Source organism: Variovorax sp. YR266, from assembly GCF_900107295.1.
Lineage (GTDB): Bacteria > Pseudomonadota > Gammaproteobacteria > Burkholderiales > Burkholderiaceae_C > Variovorax.
In genome coordinates this window covers 347,364-364,399 of sequence record NZ_FNPM01000009.1, presented here as the reverse complement: position 1 = coordinate 364,399, position 17,036 = coordinate 347,364, and the positions used below count along the sequence as shown (strand labels likewise).

The window sequence follows — 17,036 nt, the reverse complement described above, 5'->3', positions numbered from 1 at the left end:
GCAGGGTTAGCCCTGATGAAACAACACTTCGGCGAACCGGCGGCGTGCGCATCTCGTTCGGAGATACGCGGATCTTCAATCCATATGAATCTTGCGTAGAAACCCGCACCGGCGCGGCGGGGTGCGAACGAGACTATTGGCTGCAACCGGGCCAGAACGAACGAAAGCGACGCACCCATGAGCACCAGCACCATCGCAACGCCGCCCTACAGCGGCCGCTTCGACAGCACCTCCGACGCCGTCTACCGCAAGGTCGGATGGCGGCTGATCCCGCTGCTATTCGTTTGCTACATCGTGGCGTACCTCGACCGCGTGAACGTCGGCTTCGCCAAGCTGCAGATGCAGGGCGACCTGCAGTTCAGCGACGCGGTCTACGGGCTGGGCGCGGGCATCTTCTTCATCGGCTACTTCCTGTTCGAGGTGCCGAGCAACGTCGTGCTGCACCGCGTGGGGGCGCGCCGCTGGATCGCGCGGATCATGATCACCTGGGGCCTGCTCTCGGCGGCCACCATGTTCGTGAGTTCGCCGATGTCGTTCTACGTGATCCGCTTCCTGCTCGGCGCGGCCGAGGCAGGCTTCTTCCCCGGCATCATCCTGTACCTCACCTACTGGTATCCGGCCGCGCGGCGCGGCAAGGCCACGTCGCTGTTCCTCGCGGCGATTCCGTTCGCGGGCATCCTCGGCGGGCCGATCTCGGGCTGGATCCTGCAGGGCATGAGCGGCGTCAACGGATGGGCCGGCTGGCAGTGGCTGTTCCTGCTGCAGGGGCTGCCGACCGTGGCGCTGGGGCTGGTGGTGTGGCGCTACCTCGATGACCGCGTGAAGGACGTGCAGTGGCTCACGCCCGCCGAGCGCGAACTCATCGCCCGCGACATCGCCGCCGAAGACGCCGGCAAGGCCGAGCCGCGCATCCTCAGCGTGCTGGGCAACGGCCGCGTGTGGCTGCTGGCGCTGGTGTACTTCGCGTACACATCGGGGCTGTACGGCATCTCGTTCTGGCTGCCGAGCATCATCAAGGCGATCGGCGTGAAGGGCGCGCTCGACATCGGCCTTCTCAGCGCCATTCCATGGACCTTCGGTGTGGTCGCGATGTACTTCGTGGCCCGCAGCGCCGACCGCCGGCTCGAGTACCGCTGGCACAGCGCGCTGGCCGCCATCGTCGGCGCCATCGGCCTGGTGCTGAGCGTGGCCTTCCACGGCAATGCGACGCTCGCGATGGCCGGCCTCACGCTGGCCACGATGGGCATCATGTCGACCTTCCCGGTCTTCTGGGGCATGCCGACGGCCTTTCTCGGCGGTGCTGCTGCGGCGGCGGGCATTGCGCTCATCAACTCCTTCGGCAACCTCTCGGGCTTCAGCGCGCCATTTCTCATCGGGCTCATCAAGGATGCGACGCAGAGCACCGATGCCGGCCTGCACATGCTTGCGGGGCTGCTGGTGACTGGCGCGGTGCTGGTGCTGTTCGTCAAGCCGAAGCGCTGATCCGTTTATCTGCTTCCTTGAAGGAACCCCATGGACACGGTCGTGAGTTCGAACACGCGGCGTTCCCCGTCGCCTGAGCTGGTTGCGCTGCTGCAGCGCAAGTTTGCCGAGCGCTTTTCCACCAGCCCGGCCGTGCTGCTGCAGCACGGCACCGACGAGTCGACCTATCTGCCGCAGCCGCCCGATGCGGTGGTGTTCGTGCGCAGCACCGAAGAGACGGCGTTCGTGGTGCGGGCCTGCGCACGCGAGCGCGTGCCGGTCATCGGCTTCGGCGTGGGCTCGTCGGTGGAAGGGCACCTGCTGGCCGTCGAGGGGGGCGTGTGCATCGACTTCTCGCAGATGAACAAGGTGCTGGCAATTCGCCCCGGAGACCTCACGGCCACGGTCGAGGCCGGCGTGACGCGCGGGCAGCTGAACGCGGAGCTGATGGGCACCGGCTTTTTCTTCTCGGTCGACCCCGGTGCCAATGCGTCCATCGGCGGCATGATCGCCACGGCCGCTTCCGGCACCAACACCGTTCGCTACGGCACCATGCGCGACAACCTCGTGAGCCTGACGGTGGTCACGGCCAACGGAGACACGACGCACACCGCCTCGCGGGCACGCAAGAGCTCGGCGGGCTACAACCTCACGCAGCTGTACTGCGGCTCCGAAGGCACGCTGGGGCTGATCACCGAGGCCACCGTGCGGCTGCATCCGCACCCCGAGGCCTACGCGGCAGCGGTGGTGCACTTTCCGTCGGTGCGCGCGGCGGTCGACTGCGTGATCGAGTCGATCCAGATGGGCGTTCCCCTGGCGCGCGCCGAGATGCTGGATGCATTGACCATCCGCGCCGTGAACGCGCACAGCCACACCAGCCTGGGCGAGAACCCGACGCTGTTCCTGGAGTTCGGTGCGAGCCAGGCGCAGATCGACGAGCAGGCCGGCATCGTGCGGGAGATTGCGGGCAACCACGGCGGTGGCGCCTTTCAATGGGCCAACCGGCCAGAGGAGCGCTCGCGCCTGTGGACGCCGCGCCATCACGCCTACTTCGCCTGCCTGCAGCTGAAGGCGGGCAGCCGTAGCCTGACCACCGACGCGTGCGTGCCGCTGTCCGCGCTCGCGCAGTGCATCGAGGAGACGCAGGCCGACATCGCCGAACACGGCCTGCTGGTGCCGGTGTTCGGCCACGTCGGCGACGGCAACTTCCATTGCCTGGTGCTGGTGGACCCGAACAGCGCGGCGGAGAACGAAGCCGCCGAGGCCTTCAGCCACCGGCTTGTGCAGCGCGCGCTGCGCCATGGCGGCACTTCGACCGGCGAGCATGGCGTGGGGATGCACAAGATGAAGTACCTGGTCGAGGAGCACGGAGAGCACACGGTGGCGCTGATGCGTGCCGTGAAGCAGGCACTGGACCCGCACAACATCTTCAACCCTGGAAAGGTTGTCGGTCCGGTCTGAGCGCAGGGGTGGGCCTAGAATCCCCGGCCTCGCCTGCACCCCGCAGTGCGCGGCCGGAGGCCCTTCGATGGAGCTGCGTCAGTTCAAGTACTTCGTTGCCATCGTGGATTGCGGCAGCCTGTCGCGCGCCGCGCAGCAACTCTTCATTGCACAGTCGGCATTGAGCAAGCAGATGGCCGAGCTCGAAGCCGAGCTCGGCACCCAGCTGCTGCTTCGCAGCCGCAACGGCGTGGCGATGACCGAGGCAGGCAAGGTCTTCTACGAGTACGCGCAGGGCATCACCAAGCAGGTGAGCGACGCCAAGGCCGCCGTGCACGTCGCGGCCGATTCGGTGGCGGGCTCGGTGGTGGCGGCGCTGCCGCAAAGCGTGTCGCCCATGATCGCGCTGCCGCTGATGCGCGCGGCGGCCCGGCGCTATCCCGACGTGGTGCTGCATCTGAACGAGGAACTCACCGGCAACATGGCCGACCAGCTGCTGCGCGGCCGGGTCGACGTGGCGGTGTTCTCGCCCGCCATGCCGGCGGAGGACATCCGGTTCGTCCCGCTGGTGGAGGAAGACTTCGTGTTCCTCGAATCGCCGCAGAGCCCGCATGCGTTGCCGCCCGGCGACGTGAGCATTGCGCAGGCTACTGCGCGGCCGCTGGTGTGGCCCGCCAATGCGCACGGCCACTGCACGCGTTGGCTGGTCGATGCGGTGCTGGAGCGTGAGGGGCATTCCACGGCGCAGGTGGCCGCGGAGATCAATTCGGTCTACACGCTGAAGGCGGCGGTGGAAGCGGGGCTCGGGCCGACCATCATGCCGTTCGGGCTTGCCCAGCGCGAAGTGCAGGAAGGCCGGCTCGTTGCGCACCGCATCGACTCGCCTTCGATGTTTCGCACGCTCGGGCTGTGCGTGTCGGTGCACTTGCCGACCACGAACGCGAAGCGCGCCGTGTGCACGCTGATCGGCGACGTGGTGCGCGATCTGTGCGAGAGCGGGCAGTGGGCGGGCGCGCGTGCCGTCGCGCCGGCGAAAGGGCCAAGGCCCTGACGCCCGGCCCTTCGTTTCAGGCGCGGCGCTTGCGGGCCGGCGCTGCGGCTTTGGCAGGGGCAGCGAACAGGCGCGAGATGGCCTGGCGCACATCGGCCTGCATGTTGTCGATGGCCTTCGCATCGCCCGACAGGTGCTTCAGCAGCGCCTGCTGGAACAGCCCGTCGAACAGCGCATAGGTGGCCGAGGGCGGCATGCCGGGCGCTTCGCCCGAGAGCTCGGCAAAGCGGCTCATGATGCGCCAGATCATGTCTTCGAGGCTCTTGTCGATCTGCACGACATCGGCGCGGAAGGCTTCTTCGAACAGCGCCTGCGAACGGAGGTCGTACCAGAGGCGATGCACGTGGCCTTCGTCGCGCAGCGTGTCGCCAAGGCTCTGCAGGAAGCCATCCATCAGCTCGTCGTAGGTGGTGGCGCTTTCCACCGCGTGGTCGTAGCGCGTGACGCAGCGCGCCTTGTACTGCTTGACGCTGCAGATGATCAGGTCGACCTTGTCGCTGAAGTAGTAGTGCAGAACGCCGTGAGAGAACTCCGAGTTCTGGGCGATCTCGCGCAGGCTGGTGCGTGCATAGCCCAGTGCTGCCAGCGTTGTCAGCGCGGCTTCGCCCAGTTCGGCGCGCCGTTCCGAGAATTTGTCGACCCGCGTCTTGGGCACTCGTTCAGCGTGTTTCTTTAGCCGTTGATGTGTCGTCATTGAAAGCCGGACCGCATGCATGCCGGCCCCTGTGTTTCTTCGTGATTCCAAACCATAGCACGCAAGCGGGAGAACCCGCATCCGGCGTGCCACGCATGTCATTTTACGAAGTTTTGACAATCGTCAAAGAAAAACTTGACACCCGTAAAGTCGATTTCTACGATGACCGCTCCATCTCACAACACATCTACAGGAGACAAGTGATGGCCAAGTTCGACTTGAAAGGGCGCAAGGCCCTGGTGACGGGCGGTGCGCGCGGCATTGGTGCGGGCATTGCCGAAGCGCTGGCGGTGGCCGGCGCCTCCGTGATGATTGGCGACGTGCTCGCCGACCTGGGGCGCGAAACCGCTTCCAGGCTGTCCGCGTCGGGAGCGAAGGTGGGCTTCGTTCCGCTCGACGTCACGAAAGACGGCGACTGGGCCTCGGCCACGGAGACCACCGTCAAGGAACTCGGCGGCTTCGACATCCTCGTCAACAACGCCGGCATCGAGATCACTTCGCTGGTGATCGACGTCGACGGTGACGACCTGCGCCGCATGCTCGACGTGAACGTGGCGGGCACGCTGCTCGGTATGAAGCACGCGTTCCGTGCGATGCGTCCCGGTGGCGGCGCGGGCGGCGGCGGGGCGGTGGTCAACATCGCATCGGTCGCGGCGACCATTGCGTTCCCGGCCATTGCCGGCTACTCGGCGACCAAGTCCGCAGTCGATCGCGCCACGCGCGTCGCGGCCGTGGAGTCCGGCAAGCTGGGCTACGGCGTTCGCGTGAACTGCATCTACCCGGGGCTGGTGCCCACCGACATGGGCATGAAGCTCGCCAGCGACATCGTCGCTGCGGGGCTCGCGCCCAGTGTCGAGGCGGCAGTGGGCGACGTGATCGGCCAGACGCCATTGGGCCGTCTCGGCGAAGTCGGCGACATGGCCGACGTGGTGGTCTTCCTCTGCTCCGATGCGGCCCGGTTCATCACCGGCGCCGGCATCGCGGTGGACGGCGGCATGGGCATGTGAGCGCACAAAAAGGAGACACAACATGAGCAGCAGCAAGAAGAAGCCCGTCGTCGTCTACGGCGCCTCCGGCTACACCGGCCGACTGGTGTGCGAATACCTGCGCGAGTACAACATCCCCTTCGTTGCCGCGGGCCGCAGCGCGCAGAAGCTGGAAGCGGCGATGAAATCCAACGTGCCCGGCATCGAGACTGCGAGCTACGAGGTAGTGGAGGTGAAGCATTCGGTGGCGGCGCTCACCGAGCTCTTCACCGGTGCCTCGGTGGTGCTCAACACGGTGGGGCCTTTCGCCAAGTTCGGCCCCGAGGTGGTCGAGGCCTGCCTGGCCGCCGGATGCCACTACACCGACACCACAGGAGAGCAAGACTGGCTCATCACGCTCGAACAGAAGTACGGCGCCAAGTTCGCCGCCGCGGGCCTGCTGCTCTCGCCCGGCCTGGCGCAGATGTACACCACCGGCGAGATCGCGGCGCAGCTGTGCCTGGAGACGCCCGGGCTCGACACGCTGGACATTGCTGTGTTCTGGGGCGGCAGCCCGACCATCGCGTCCACTCAGACCATCCTGGTCAACGCAGCCACGTCCAAGGCCTACTACCTGGAGCAGAACGAGTACGTGGAGTGGCAACCCGACGCGGGCCTGTACCACCTGTCGATTCCCGGCCAGCATGAGGCAGCGCTGGCGCTGCCTTGGGGCGGCACCTCGCACCCGGTATGGTTCAAGCGCGATCCGCGCGTGGCCAATGTGAAGGTGCTCGGCGGGGTCTTCAACAAGGCGCTGATGCAGGGCGTGCCGCACATCGTGGCCGCCGCGCTCAAGGCCACGGAAGGCATGAACGACGAGGATCGCTACGCCGCACTGGCCCAGACGGCGGCAGGCGTGATGAACACCATGCCCCCGCGCGAGAACCCGCGCATCAACAAGTCCGTCGATTCGGTGCATGCCTCCGGTCCGCTGGGCCGCATGCACTGCGTGATCTTCGGGAATTGCAACTACAAGCAGACCGGCTTGTTGCAGGCCTATGCGGCGGCCTCGCTGCTGCAGCAGGCGCCGCGGCGCGCCGGCTTCGCCTCGGGTTGCCAGGCCTTCGGGCATCGCGAGTTGCTGGGCGCGCTGCGCAGCTTCGGACTGGTGCAGGAGCCCGTGCTCACCCGGCTGGGCTGACTCCCATGCGCCTGATCGACTACCTGGACAAGGGCGCTTCGCTGGGAGCCGCGGCGCCCTGCCTGCGCATGGGGGCCGTGCTGCTGTCGTACGGCGACGTGCAGCGCTTCAGCTACCGCGTGGCGCGGGCGCTGCAGCGCAGCGGCATCGCCCCGGGCAGCAAGGTGGCGGTGCTGTCGGGCAACGACCCGGTCGCCTTTGCATGCGTCTTCGGGCTGTCGCGCGCTGCGGCCGTGTGGTGTCCGATCAACCCGCGCAACGAGGCTGCCGAGAACCGCTACGTGCTCGACGCCTTCGACTGCAGCTGCCTGATCTTCCACAGCAACTACGCACCGCTGGTCGAGCAGATGCGGGCCGACCTGCCCAAGGTGACGACGCTGGTCTGCCTCGACAAGCCGCAGCCCTTCGCGCCATCGCTCGACCAATGGCTGGGGGATGCCGGCGATGCGCCCATCGATGTGCCGGTGGTCGACGACGTTGCGATGATCGCCGGCACCGGCGGCACCACCGGCCAGCCCAAGGGCGTGATGCTGTCGGGGCGCAACCTCGAGGCGATGTCGGCGCTGACGCTGATGGGCTACCCCTTCGAGGGCCGGCCCGTCTACCTTGCGCTTGCGCCGCTCACGCATGCGGCCGGCGTGCTGTGCCTGCCGGTGATGGCGCTCGGCGGGCAGGTCGTGATCATGCCCAAGCCCGACTTGGGCGAGTTCCTCGGCCTCATCGAAGAACACGGCGTCACCCACACCTTCCTGCCGCCCACGCTGATCTACATGCTGCTGCAGCACCCGCAGCTGGCAGATGCGAAGCTCGATTCGCTGCAATGCTTCTGGTACGGCGCGGCGCCCATGTCGGCCGCGCGGCTCGAAGAGGCGCTGCAGAAGATCGGCCCCGTCATGGCCCAGCTCTTCGGCCAGACAGAGGCGCCGATGATGATCTCGATGATGTCGCCGCGCGACCACTTCAACAATGACGGCACCATCGCACACCAACGCCTGTCATCGGCCGGCCGGCCCGGGCCACTCGTACAGGTAGGCGTGATGAACGGCGACGGCGCGCTACTGCCCACGGGCGAGAGCGGCGAGATCGTGGTGCGCGGCTCGCTCGTGATGCTCGGCTACTACAAGGACGCGCGCGCCACCGAAGAGGCCTCGCGCCACGGCTGGCACCACACCGGCGACATCGGCTACCTCGACACCGATGGCTTTCTCTACATCGTGGACCGCGCCAAGGACATGATCATTTCGGGCGGCTTCAACGTCTACTCTGCCGAGGTCGAGCAGGTGCTGATGCAGCACCCCGACGTGCAGGACAGCGCCGTCGTCGGCCTGCCCGACGAGAAGTGGGGCGAGCGCGTGGTGGCAGTGCTGCAACTGCATGCCGGGCGACAACTGGACGTGGAGGAGATCAAGGCCTTCGTCAAGTCGCGCATCGGCAGCGTGAAGGCACCCAAGCAGATCGAGGTGTGGCTCGACCTGCCGCGCTCCAAGGTGGGCAAGGTGCTGAAGAAGGAAGTGCGCGCAGCGTTGCTGTCGGACGGAGAAGGGCAGAGACAGCGCTAGAAGCGAATGTCTCCGGGCATGACTCCCTTGAACGCCGACGACGGGAGACTGCGCGGCGCTACAGTGCCGCCATGCGCAAACACCTTTCCACCACCACCGGTCCCCAACGTCTTTTCTACGGCGCTGTCTCAGGCTGCGCTACCGCCGCGGCGTTGATGCCGGTGCCCATGGGCGGCATGGCGCGCGCGCTGGCCGGGTGGTGCGTGGCCGTGGTGGTCTACCAGGTGCTGTCGTGGTGGCTGGCCGACACCTTCGATGCGAAGCGCACGCGCGAACGGGCGCAGTCGCTGGACCAGCCCAACGTGGTGATCCTCGTCTCGATGCTGGTGGTGGTCGGCGCCAGCGTGGTGGCCATCGCCATGCTGCTGCAGCAGGTGAAGGCACTGAGCGGCTGGGAGCGCGCGGCGCACGTGGCGCTCGGGCTGGTGGCGCTGGCGGGCTCGTGGCTGATGATGCACACGATCTACGCCTTTCACTACGCGCACCGCTACTACATCGACCAGAAGAGCGGCACGCCCGACGGCGGGCTCGACTTTCCGGGCAAGGACGACGCCCCCGACTACTTCGACTTTCTCTACTACTCGTACGTGATCGGCATGACCTCGCAGGTGTCCGATGTGCAGGCGACGTCGAAGGAGATGCGGCGAATCACGTTGCTGCACAGCGTGCTGGCCTTCGCGTTCAACATGCTGGTGCTCGCACTCTCGGTGAACGTCGTCGCGGGCGCCGTGTAGGCACCCCGCCGAAGCGCGCTCAGGCCGAGGCCTTGCGGGGCGAGCCCAGCTTGACGATGCCCGTCGACAGCGCCACGCCGCAGACGATGACGGCCGCGCAGATCAGCATCCACTGCGTGATGTTCTCGCCGAGGAACACCGCGCCGTAGAACAGCGCGAACACCGGCACCAGGAAGGTCACCGTCAGCGCGCGCGCCGGACCGGCGCGTTCGATCAGCCGGAAGAACAGGATGTAGGCGACGCCCGTGCAGGCGATGCCGAGCGCCAGCAGCGCGAGCCACGCGCGCAGGCTGGGCATCTGCGCGGGCCAGAGCCAGAAGGCGGGCAGGGCGAGGAACAGCGTGGCGCCGATCTGGCTGCCGGTGGCTGTGGTCAGCGCGGGCACGCCGCCCAGGTGGGCCCGCGTGGCGCTGGCCGAGATGCCGTAGCAAAGGCACGCACCCAGGCAGGCCAGCACCGCGAAGAGCGCGGCATTGCCACTGGCGCCCGCATGCAGGCCGGCGCTGCGGCTGGCAAGCATTGCCACGCCGGCAAAGCCGATCACCAGCCCGACGATGCGCGAACCCGCAGGCCGCTCGCGGAACCAGGCCCAGGCCACGAGCGCGCCGAACATCGGTGTCGTGGCATTGAGCACGGCGGCCAGGCCGGTGTTGATGGTCAGCAGCGCGAAACAGAACAGCGCGAACGGCATGCCCGAGTTGAAGACGCCGACCGCGAAACTGGCCTTCCAGTGCTTGGCGAGAGACGGTCCTTGGCCGCGCAGCAGCGCGATGGGCAGCAGGAACAGCGCGGCAATGGCCACTCGCACCGCGGCCGTCGGCAGCGCGCCGAACTCGGCGGCGCCGATGCGCATGAAGAGGAAAGACGCGCCCCAGAGCGCGCCCAGCAGCACCAGGTCGATGAGCCAGGCGGTTGGTGCGAGGGGCTTGGCGGCTGCGATGTTGTTGTTCGTTGTGGTCATGCGTCTTTCGCTCTCTGTCTCTTCTTCGTTGGATGTTCTTACAGCGCGCCTTCGAGTTCTAGCAGGGCTGTCTTGCGGTCGAGCCCGCCAGCGTAACCGGTCAGCGAGCCGTCCGACCCCAGCACGCGGTGGCAGGGCACGATCACGCTGATCGGGTTGCGCCCCACGGCCGCGCCAACGGCGCGTACCGCGGCCGGGTTGCCCACGTTGACGCTGAGCGCGCCATAGCTCGTGGTGGCGCCCGCCGGAATGGCCAGCAGTTGCTGCCACACGCTCTGCTGGAACGCGGTACCGTGCGACAGGTCGAGCTTCATGTCGAAGTTGTCGCGCTTGCCGGCGAAGTAGTCGTGCAGCTGCGCGGCCGCCTCGACCAGCGCGGGGTGGTCGTCCTTCGTGATCCAGCCGCTGGTGTCGGGCCAGTGGCGCTGCTGGTCGAACCAGACGCCGGCCAGGCCCTGGTCTGTGGCCGCCATCGTGATGCCGCCGAGCGGCGTGTCGATGTGCGAGGTGTAGATGACTTTGCTCTTGAATTTCATGACGTTTCAGGCGGCGAGGCCTGCCGTAGTGATGAGAGGGAGTTCCGCAGCCGCCGTTTCGGTGGCGGTTGCAGGAGTGGAAGAGGGCGCATGCCACGCCCGCAGCACTGCGTAGCTGCGCCATGGCCGCCAGGCTTGCGAGGCCTCGCCGGCTGCGCGCGCTGTGGTTACGCCCAGCGCCTTTTGCAGTGCCACGTCGCCGGCCGGAAATGCATCGGGCCAGCGCAGTGCGCGCATCGCGATGTACTGCGCGGTCCAGGCGCCGATGCCGGGCAGTTCCTGCAGCGCCGCGATGGTCGAAGGCACGTCGGCCCCCGCATGCAGCGCCAGCTTGCCGGACGCGACTTCGCGTGCGATGGCGTGCAGGGCCGTCTGCCGCTGCCGCACGATGCCGAGCTGGCCCAGCGCATCGCCGCTCGCGGCGGCAATGGTCGCGGGCGTGGGAAACAGGCGGGTCAGCCCCTCGATGGGCGTAGCCAGTGGCTCGCCGAAGGCCTCGACCAGCCGCGAGCCCAGCGTGCGCGCCGCGGCCACCGTGATCTGCTGGCCCAGCACCGCGCGCACCGCCAGCTCGAAGCCGTCGACCGTGCCCGGCACGCGCAGCCCGTCGCCATGCGGAAAGGCCGCATGCAGCGCTGCATTGATGGCCATCGGCTCGGCGTCGAGGTCGAACAGGGCGCGTGCGCGGCTGATGACGATGGGCAGCACCGCGGCCAGTGAATCGCTGACCGACAGCAGCAGTTGCTCGCGTTCGAGGTCGAAGCGCAGTTGCAGCCAGCCCGCATGCGCCTGTCCGCCTTGCTGGACGCGCAGCGTACGGGTCAGCTTTACATAGGTGGGCGTGCTGCCCTTGGCGGGCTCCTTGCCGTCCGCTGTTGATACGACTTCGACGCCGCGCAGCGCACGGCGCGCGAAGAAGCCCAGCATCGCGTTGGCGTCGTAGGGCGGGCGAAAGCCCAGCCGCACCTCGATGGCCTTGCCTTCGCCACCTTCGACGGTGGCGCCACCGGCGCGCCGCAGGGCGCTCGGGTTCAGGCCATAGTGCTCCAGAAAGGCTGCATTGAAGCGCCGCACGCTGGCGAAGCCGCTTGCCAGCGCCACCTGCGTCATCGGAAGGCGGGTGTCGGCGATGAGCTGCTTGGCGGCCAGCAGGCGGCGCGTCTGCAGATATTGAAGGGGCGAGACGCCGAACTGCACCTCGAAGATGCGCCGCAGGTGGCGGTCGCTCACGCCGAGCCGCGCCGCGATCTGCGCCGCGCCCGGGCCGTCTTCCGACCAGGCGTCGGGCTCGTCGATCAGCCGTGCTGCCTGCAACGCGAGGATGCGCGAGGCGTCTTCGGTAGACCAGCTGGCTGCGCCTGAAGCACGAGGGGCCAGCTCGGGCCGGCAGCGCAGGCAGGGGCGGAAGCCCGCGGCCTCGGCCTGTGCCGCGTGGCGGAAGAACCGGCAGTTCTCGCGGCGCGGCAGCTTGACGCGGCAGACCGGGCGGCAATAGATGCCGGTGGAGGTCACGGCGGTGAAGAACGATCCGTCGAAGCGCGCATCATGCGTCTTCATCGCCAGGTAGCAGGCGTCGCTCTCGAGCGCTTCGGTGGGGGTGTGGCTGGTAGGCATGGGGAAATGATACGGTTTCGACTCGTTTCAACTGGCCGTTTTCGGACATGTGGGCATCTGGAGCCTTGCCTACAATGCCCCGTTTACAAAACCAACAGGGAAACGCCTTTCATGCAGCTCAGCGCGTCGATCTTCAAGGCCTATGACATTCGCGGCGTCGTGCCCGTCACTCTCGATACGGAGGTGGCGGAAGCGCTCGGCAGGGCCTTCGGCAGCGCAGCCCGCGCCGCCGGTGAGAAGTCGGTGGCCGTAGGTCGCGATGGCCGCCTGTCGGGCCCCGCGCTGGCAGAGGCGCTGATCAAGGGCCTGGTGGCCACCGGCGTCGAAGTGATCGACGTGGGCGCCGTCACCACCCCGATGCTGTACTTCGCGGCCTACACGCTGTGCAAGAGCGGCATCCAGGTCACCGGCAGCCACAACCCCAAGGACTACAACGGCTTCAAGATGGTGCTGGCCGGCCGCGCGATCTACGGCGACGAGATCCAGGGCCTGCGCAAGACCATGGAAGCTGGCACCGCTCAGCTCGCCCCAGGCGGCAGCGTGCGCAAGGTCGACGTGACCGAGGCCTACGTCAAGCGCATTGCCGGCGACATCAAGCTGGCGCGGCCGATGAAGATCGTGGTCGATTCGGGCAACGGCATCGCGGGTGCGTCGGCCCCTGCCATCTTCCGCGCCATCGGCTGCGAAGTGACCGAGCTGTTCAGCGAAGTCGACGGCGACTTCCCCAACCATCACCCGGACCCCAGCAAGCCCGAGAACCTCAAGGACCTGATGGCCGCGCTGGCCACCGGCGACGCCGAGCTGGGCCTGGCCTTCGACGGCGACGGCGACCGCCTGGGCATCGTCACCAAGGACGGCCAGAACATCTTCCCCGACCGCCAGATGCAACTCTTTGCACAGGACGTGCTGTCGCGCGTGCCCGGCGGCACCATCATCTACGACGTGAAGTGCTCGCAGCGCCTGGCACCGGCCATCGAGGCAGCGGGCGGCGTGCCGATGATCTTCAAGACTGGCCATTCGCTCATCAAGGCGAAGATGAAGGAAATCGATTCGCCGCTGGGCGGCGAGATGAGCGGCCACATCTTCTTCAAGGAGCGCTGGTTCGGCTTCGACGACGGCACCTACGCAGGCTGCCGGCTGCTCGAAATATTGAGCAAGAGCCCGAACGCGAGCGACGTGCTCAACGCGCTGCCCACCAGCTTCTCGACGCCCGAACTCAACGTGGCCTGCGCCGAAGGCGAGCCGCACGTGGTGGTCGACAAGCTCGTGAAGGGCGCGAGCTTCGCGGCCCCAGCCAAGGTCTCGACCATCGATGGCTTGCGCGTCGACTGGCCCGATGGCTTCGGCCTGATCCGCGCCTCGAACACCACCCCCGTGCTGGTGCTGCGCTTCGAAGGCCAGACCGATGTCGCATTGAAGCGCATCGAAGCCGAGATGCTGGCTTTGTTGAGAACCGTCAAGCCCGACGCCAGACTGGCTGAAGCCTCTCATTGAACTGAGCCCGTGCGTTCCCTGCTGCTTCGCCTCTACGGCGTCTTCACCACCGTCGTGCAACCGCTAGTGCGCCGCAAGCTGCGGCGCCGCGCCGAGGCCGAGCCGGGCTATGGCGTGGCCGTGGAAGAGCGCTTCGGCCACTATGACGAAGCCACCACCGGCCAGGCCCAGTGCTGGGTGCATGCGGTTTCGCTCGGCGAGACGCGCGCGGCCGCCATCCTGATCGCCGAGCTGCGGCGGCAGTACCCGGGCATTCCGATCCTGCTCACGCATGGCACCGCCACCGGTCGCGAAGAAGGCGCCAAGCTGCTCGAACCCGGCGACACGCAGGTCTGGCAGCCGTGGGACACGCCGGGCGCGGTGGCGCGTTTTCTTGACAAGTTCCAGCCGCGCATCGGCGTGCTGATGGAAACCGAGGTCTGGCCCGAGATGGCCGCCGCGTGCGCGGAGCGCCATATTCCGCTGGTACTGGCCAACGCGCGGCTCAACGAGAAATCGCTGGCCTCGGCCGAACGGCTTGCATGGCTGGCGCGGCCCGCGTACTCGGCCCTGACGGCCGTGTGGGCGCAGACCGAGGCCGATGCGCACCGCCTGGTGTCGCTCGGCGCCAAGGTGGCCGGCATCTACGGCAACCTCAAATTCGACGCCACGCCCGATGCGCGCCAGCTGAACGCGGCCGTGTCGCTGCGCGAGCGCCTGCCCAAGCCGATGGTCGTGCTCGCAAGCTCGCGCGACGGCGAAGAGCGACTGCTGCTCGAAGTGCTCAAGCGCTTCGGCGCAACCTCGCCCGTGCCGCCCGAGCAGGGCGCGATCCGCTCGATTGCCAAGCGCGTGCACGACGTGCAATGGATGATCGTGCCGCGCCATCCACAACGCTTCGACGAAGTGGCGGCGCTGATCGAGGCCGAGGGCTTTGCCGTCGCGCGCCGGAGCGCGGCGGGCCAGCCGTCAGATGCAGAGATCTGGCTCGGCGATTCGCTGGGCGAGATGGCGCTGTACTACGGCCTCGCCGACGTGGCGCTGCTCGGCGGCAGCTTCGAGCCGCTGGGCGGCCAAAACCTGATCGAGCCGGCGGCCTGCGGTTGCCCGGTGATCATGGGCCCGTCGACCTTCAACTTTGCCGAGGCGGCGCAGCTGTCGCTGGCGGCCGGTGCGTCGCTGCGGGTCGAGGGCATGGAGCAGGCCGTGACGGCCGCGCTGAAGCTGGTCGAGAACCCAGAGCGTCGCGCCACGATGGCACAGGCCGCGCTGGCGTTTTCTTCATCGAACCGTGGGGCTGCCGAGCGCACAGCGGCCGCGGTGCTGGCGATTGCGCAGGCGGCGGAGCCGGTGACGGCGGCAGGCGAGCCGCTGGACGAAGAGCCAACGCGGGCCGAGCCCACGCTGGACTGACTGCGGCGCGCGTTCAGCGAACCGGCGGGTTCAGGATCACCGGCGGCACGGGTGCTGTCGGCATCGTCGGCGCCGGCGGATTGAACGGCTGCACCGGCACCGGCGGGATCACCGGAATGCTCGGCGGCGTCACGGTTGTCGCAGGCGGCACCGAGGTGCTGCGATCAGGCCCGGTGGCCGAAGGCACGGCCGGCACGCTGCCGTTGCTCGCCAGCGTCGCGTTGATCGCATTCATGTCGTCGGTCGTCAGCGTGCCGTTGGCCTGGCGCAGCTTCAGGTTGCCCAGCAGCACGTTGTAGCGCGCCTGCGCCAGGTCGCGTTTGGTCTGGTACAGCTGGCTTTGCGAGTTCAGCACGTCGATGTTGATGCGCACGCCCACCTGGTAGCCGAGCCGGTTGGCGTCGAGCGCGCTCTGGCTCGACGCCTCGGCCGCTTCCAGCGCCTTCACCTGTCCTGCGCCAGAGACGAGCCCGAGGTAGGCCGCGCGCGTGGCCTGCGCCACGCTGCGGCGGGTGCCGTCGAGCACGCTGCGCGACTGGTCTTCGAGCGCCAGCGTTTCCTTGATGCGGTTTTCGGTGGCGAAGCCGGCGAACAGCGGCAGGTTGAAGGTCACGCCGACCGTGGTCGCGTTGACGCGGGTGCCCACGGTGCTGGTGCTGGTGCCCGTCGGGTTGCGCGTGACGTTGTAGCCCAGGTTGGCGTCGAGCGTGGGCTTGTGGCCGGCCTTGGCCTTGTCCACTTCGAGCCCGGCCACGTCGAGGCCCAGGCGGGCCTGCTGGATCGAGGGATGCACCTCGTCAGCCTGCGCGACCCATGCGTTGATGTCCGCGGGCACGGCGGCGGGCAGCACTACCGGCACCCGCAGCGGCACCGGCACGCTGCCGGGGCGGCCGACCAGCTGGTCGAGCACGATCTTCTTCACCTGCAGGTCGTTCTCGGCCGCAATCTCCTGCGCGATCACGAGGTCGTAGCGGGCCTGCGCCTCGCGCGAGTCGGTGATGGTGGAGGTGCCGACCTCGAAGTTGCGCTTGGCCGACGCCAGCTGCTCGGCCACGGCGACCTTCTGCGCGCGCACGAGCGCCAGGCTGTCCTGGCTTGCGAGCACGTCGAAATACGCCTGGCTCACGCGCACGATCAGGTCTTGCTCGGCAATGGTGAGCACCGCCTGCGCGATGTCGGCCTGGCGCTTGCCCTGCTCGTACGTGGCCCAGTTGGCGGGCCGGTACAGCGGCTGCGTGGCGTTGATGCCGACGTTCTGCGTGTTGAAGTTGCGCGGCGTGGTGGTGCCGCGGCCGCTGCCCGTGAGAGTGTCGATGTCGAGGTCGCTGCGCGTCACGCCGGCCGTGAGCCCCACGGCGGGCAGGATGCCGGCCTTGGCCTGCGCGGCACGCGCGACGTTGGCCTCGTACTGGGCCCGCGCGCCCTGGTAGGTGGCGTCGTAGCCGCGGGCGGCGTCATAGAGTTCGTTCAGTGTCTGGGCCTGGGTCAGGGCCGGCGATGCGAGCAGGGCTGCGAAGATGCTTGCGAGCGCTGCGGAAAGAGGCGAAAGCCGGGGCCTGGAAGGCATTGAACGTCCTTGAAGAAAGAATCAGTAGCGCGGGACCGAGGGGTCGTGCGAAGACCAGGCGTCGATGCCGCCCGCCACGTTGGCGAGCTGGTCAAAGCCGTTCTGGTTCAAAAAGGCGGCCACGCGCTGGCTGCGCGCGCCGTGATGGCACAGGCATGCAATTCGAAGTTCGGACTGGCCGTCGTTCAGTTCGGCCAGCCGCCCGGGAATCTCGTTCATCGGAATCGCCACCAGGGTGAAGCCTTGGGGCGCGACGCTCGCCGTCTGCAGTTCCCAGGGCTCGCGCACGTCGAGCAGCACGGGGGTGGCATCGGCGTTCTGGGCGAACCAGGCGGCAAGGTCGGCGGGGCGGACTTGGTCGATCATT

Annotated in this window: 15 protein-coding genes; 9 read left to right on the top strand and 6 right to left on the bottom strand. The window is 67.8% G+C overall.

Annotated features, from left to right (window positions below):
- Positions 1 to 177 precede the first annotated feature (177 nt).
- From BLW48_RS24345 to BLW48_RS24335, 3 genes are all read left to right on the top strand, one after another.
- Complete coding sequence (locus BLW48_RS24345; protein WP_093177942.1) at positions 178 to 1,482, top strand: MFS transporter; 1,305 nt, start codon at positions 178 to 180, stop codon at positions 1,480 to 1,482.
- 30 nt (positions 1,483 to 1,512) lie between these two features.
- On the top strand, positions 1,513 to 2,922 hold the full coding sequence (locus tag BLW48_RS24340; RefSeq protein ID WP_093177941.1) for an FAD-binding oxidoreductase: 1,410 nt from the start codon (positions 1,513 to 1,515) through the stop codon (positions 2,920 to 2,922).
- Between the two features lie 67 nt (positions 2,923 to 2,989).
- Positions 2,990 to 3,952: a LysR substrate-binding domain-containing protein gene (locus BLW48_RS24335; RefSeq protein ID WP_093058230.1), complete on the top strand. Its 963-nt coding sequence runs from the start codon at positions 2,990 to 2,992 to the stop codon at positions 3,950 to 3,952.
- 16 nt (positions 3,953 to 3,968) lie between these two features.
- Here the strand turns inward: BLW48_RS24335 and BLW48_RS24330 are convergent, their stop codons facing one another.
- Entirely contained in the window at positions 3,969 to 4,607 is a 639-nt protein-coding gene (locus BLW48_RS24330; RefSeq protein ID WP_218137519.1) for a TetR/AcrR family transcriptional regulator, read from the bottom strand.
- 242 nt (positions 4,608 to 4,849) lie between these two features.
- On the opposite strand from BLW48_RS24330, the gene BLW48_RS24325 reads away from it, so the two are divergent.
- The 4 genes from BLW48_RS24325 (at position 4,850) to BLW48_RS24310 (ending at position 9,105) form a co-directional block, all read left to right on the top strand.
- The gene (locus BLW48_RS24325; RefSeq protein ID WP_093177937.1) at positions 4,850 to 5,653 is read left to right on the top strand and encodes an SDR family NAD(P)-dependent oxidoreductase; all 804 of its coding nucleotides are present in this window, start codon (positions 4,850 to 4,852) and stop codon (positions 5,651 to 5,653) included.
- 22 nt (positions 5,654 to 5,675) lie between these two features.
- Positions 5,676 to 6,812 (top strand): DUF5938 domain-containing protein, encoded by a 1,137-nt coding sequence (locus BLW48_RS24320; protein WP_093177936.1) that lies wholly within the window; start codon positions 5,676 to 5,678, stop codon positions 6,810 to 6,812.
- A 5-nt stretch (positions 6,813 to 6,817) separates the two neighbouring features.
- Positions 6,818 to 8,371 carry an AMP-binding protein gene (locus tag BLW48_RS24315; RefSeq protein ID WP_093177934.1) on the top strand — a complete coding sequence of 518 codons (1,554 nt, stop codon included), beginning with the start codon at positions 6,818 to 6,820 and terminating at the stop codon, positions 8,369 to 8,371.
- Positions 8,372 to 8,442: 71 nt separating this feature from the next.
- Positions 8,443 to 9,105: a DUF1345 domain-containing protein gene (locus BLW48_RS24310; RefSeq protein WP_093177932.1), complete on the top strand. Its 663-nt coding sequence runs from the start codon at positions 8,443 to 8,445 to the stop codon at positions 9,103 to 9,105.
- Positions 9,106 to 9,124: 19 nt separating this feature from the next.
- On the opposite strand, the gene BLW48_RS24305 is transcribed toward BLW48_RS24310, so the two are convergent.
- From BLW48_RS24305 to BLW48_RS24295, 3 genes are read right to left on the bottom strand one after another with little or no spacing between them, the layout of a single operon-like run.
- A complete protein-coding gene (locus BLW48_RS24305) occupies positions 9,125 to 10,066 on the bottom strand; it encodes a DMT family transporter (RefSeq protein WP_093058236.1) in 942 nt (313 codons plus the stop codon).
- Positions 10,067 to 10,104: 38 nt separating this feature from the next.
- Positions 10,105 to 10,602 (bottom strand): methylated-DNA--[protein]-cysteine S-methyltransferase, encoded by a 498-nt coding sequence (locus BLW48_RS24300; RefSeq protein WP_093078854.1) that lies wholly within the window; start codon positions 10,600 to 10,602, stop codon positions 10,105 to 10,107.
- Between the two features lie 6 nt (positions 10,603 to 10,608).
- Positions 10,609 to 12,216 carry a DNA-3-methyladenine glycosylase 2 family protein gene (locus BLW48_RS24295; protein WP_093177931.1) on the bottom strand — a complete coding sequence of 536 codons (1,608 nt, stop codon included), beginning with the start codon at positions 12,214 to 12,216 and terminating at the stop codon, positions 10,609 to 10,611.
- A gap of 111 nt (positions 12,217 to 12,327) precedes the next feature.
- Between BLW48_RS24295 and BLW48_RS24290 the strand changes: the two genes are divergently transcribed.
- Entirely contained in the window at positions 12,328 to 13,710 is a 1,383-nt protein-coding gene (locus BLW48_RS24290) for a phosphomannomutase/phosphoglucomutase (RefSeq protein WP_093177929.1), read from the top strand.
- Between the two features lie 9 nt (positions 13,711 to 13,719).
- Entirely contained in the window at positions 13,720 to 15,102 is a 1,383-nt protein-coding gene (locus BLW48_RS24285; RefSeq protein ID WP_093058240.1) for a 3-deoxy-D-manno-octulosonic acid transferase, read from the top strand.
- Between the two features lie 13 nt (positions 15,103 to 15,115).
- Here BLW48_RS24285 and BLW48_RS24280 read toward each other — a convergent pair whose 3' ends face one another.
- Together BLW48_RS24280 and BLW48_RS24275 are read right to left on the bottom strand one after the other, a co-directional pair.
- Positions 15,116 to 16,669: a TolC family outer membrane protein gene (locus BLW48_RS24280; RefSeq protein WP_093177927.1), complete on the bottom strand. Its 1,554-nt coding sequence runs from the start codon at positions 16,667 to 16,669 to the stop codon at positions 15,116 to 15,118.
- A gap of 21 nt (positions 16,670 to 16,690) precedes the next feature.
- Complete coding sequence (locus BLW48_RS24275; RefSeq protein WP_093058242.1) at positions 16,691 to 17,035, bottom strand: rhodanese-like domain-containing protein; 345 nt, start codon at positions 17,033 to 17,035, stop codon at positions 16,691 to 16,693.
- Position 17,036 lies beyond the last annotated feature (1 nt).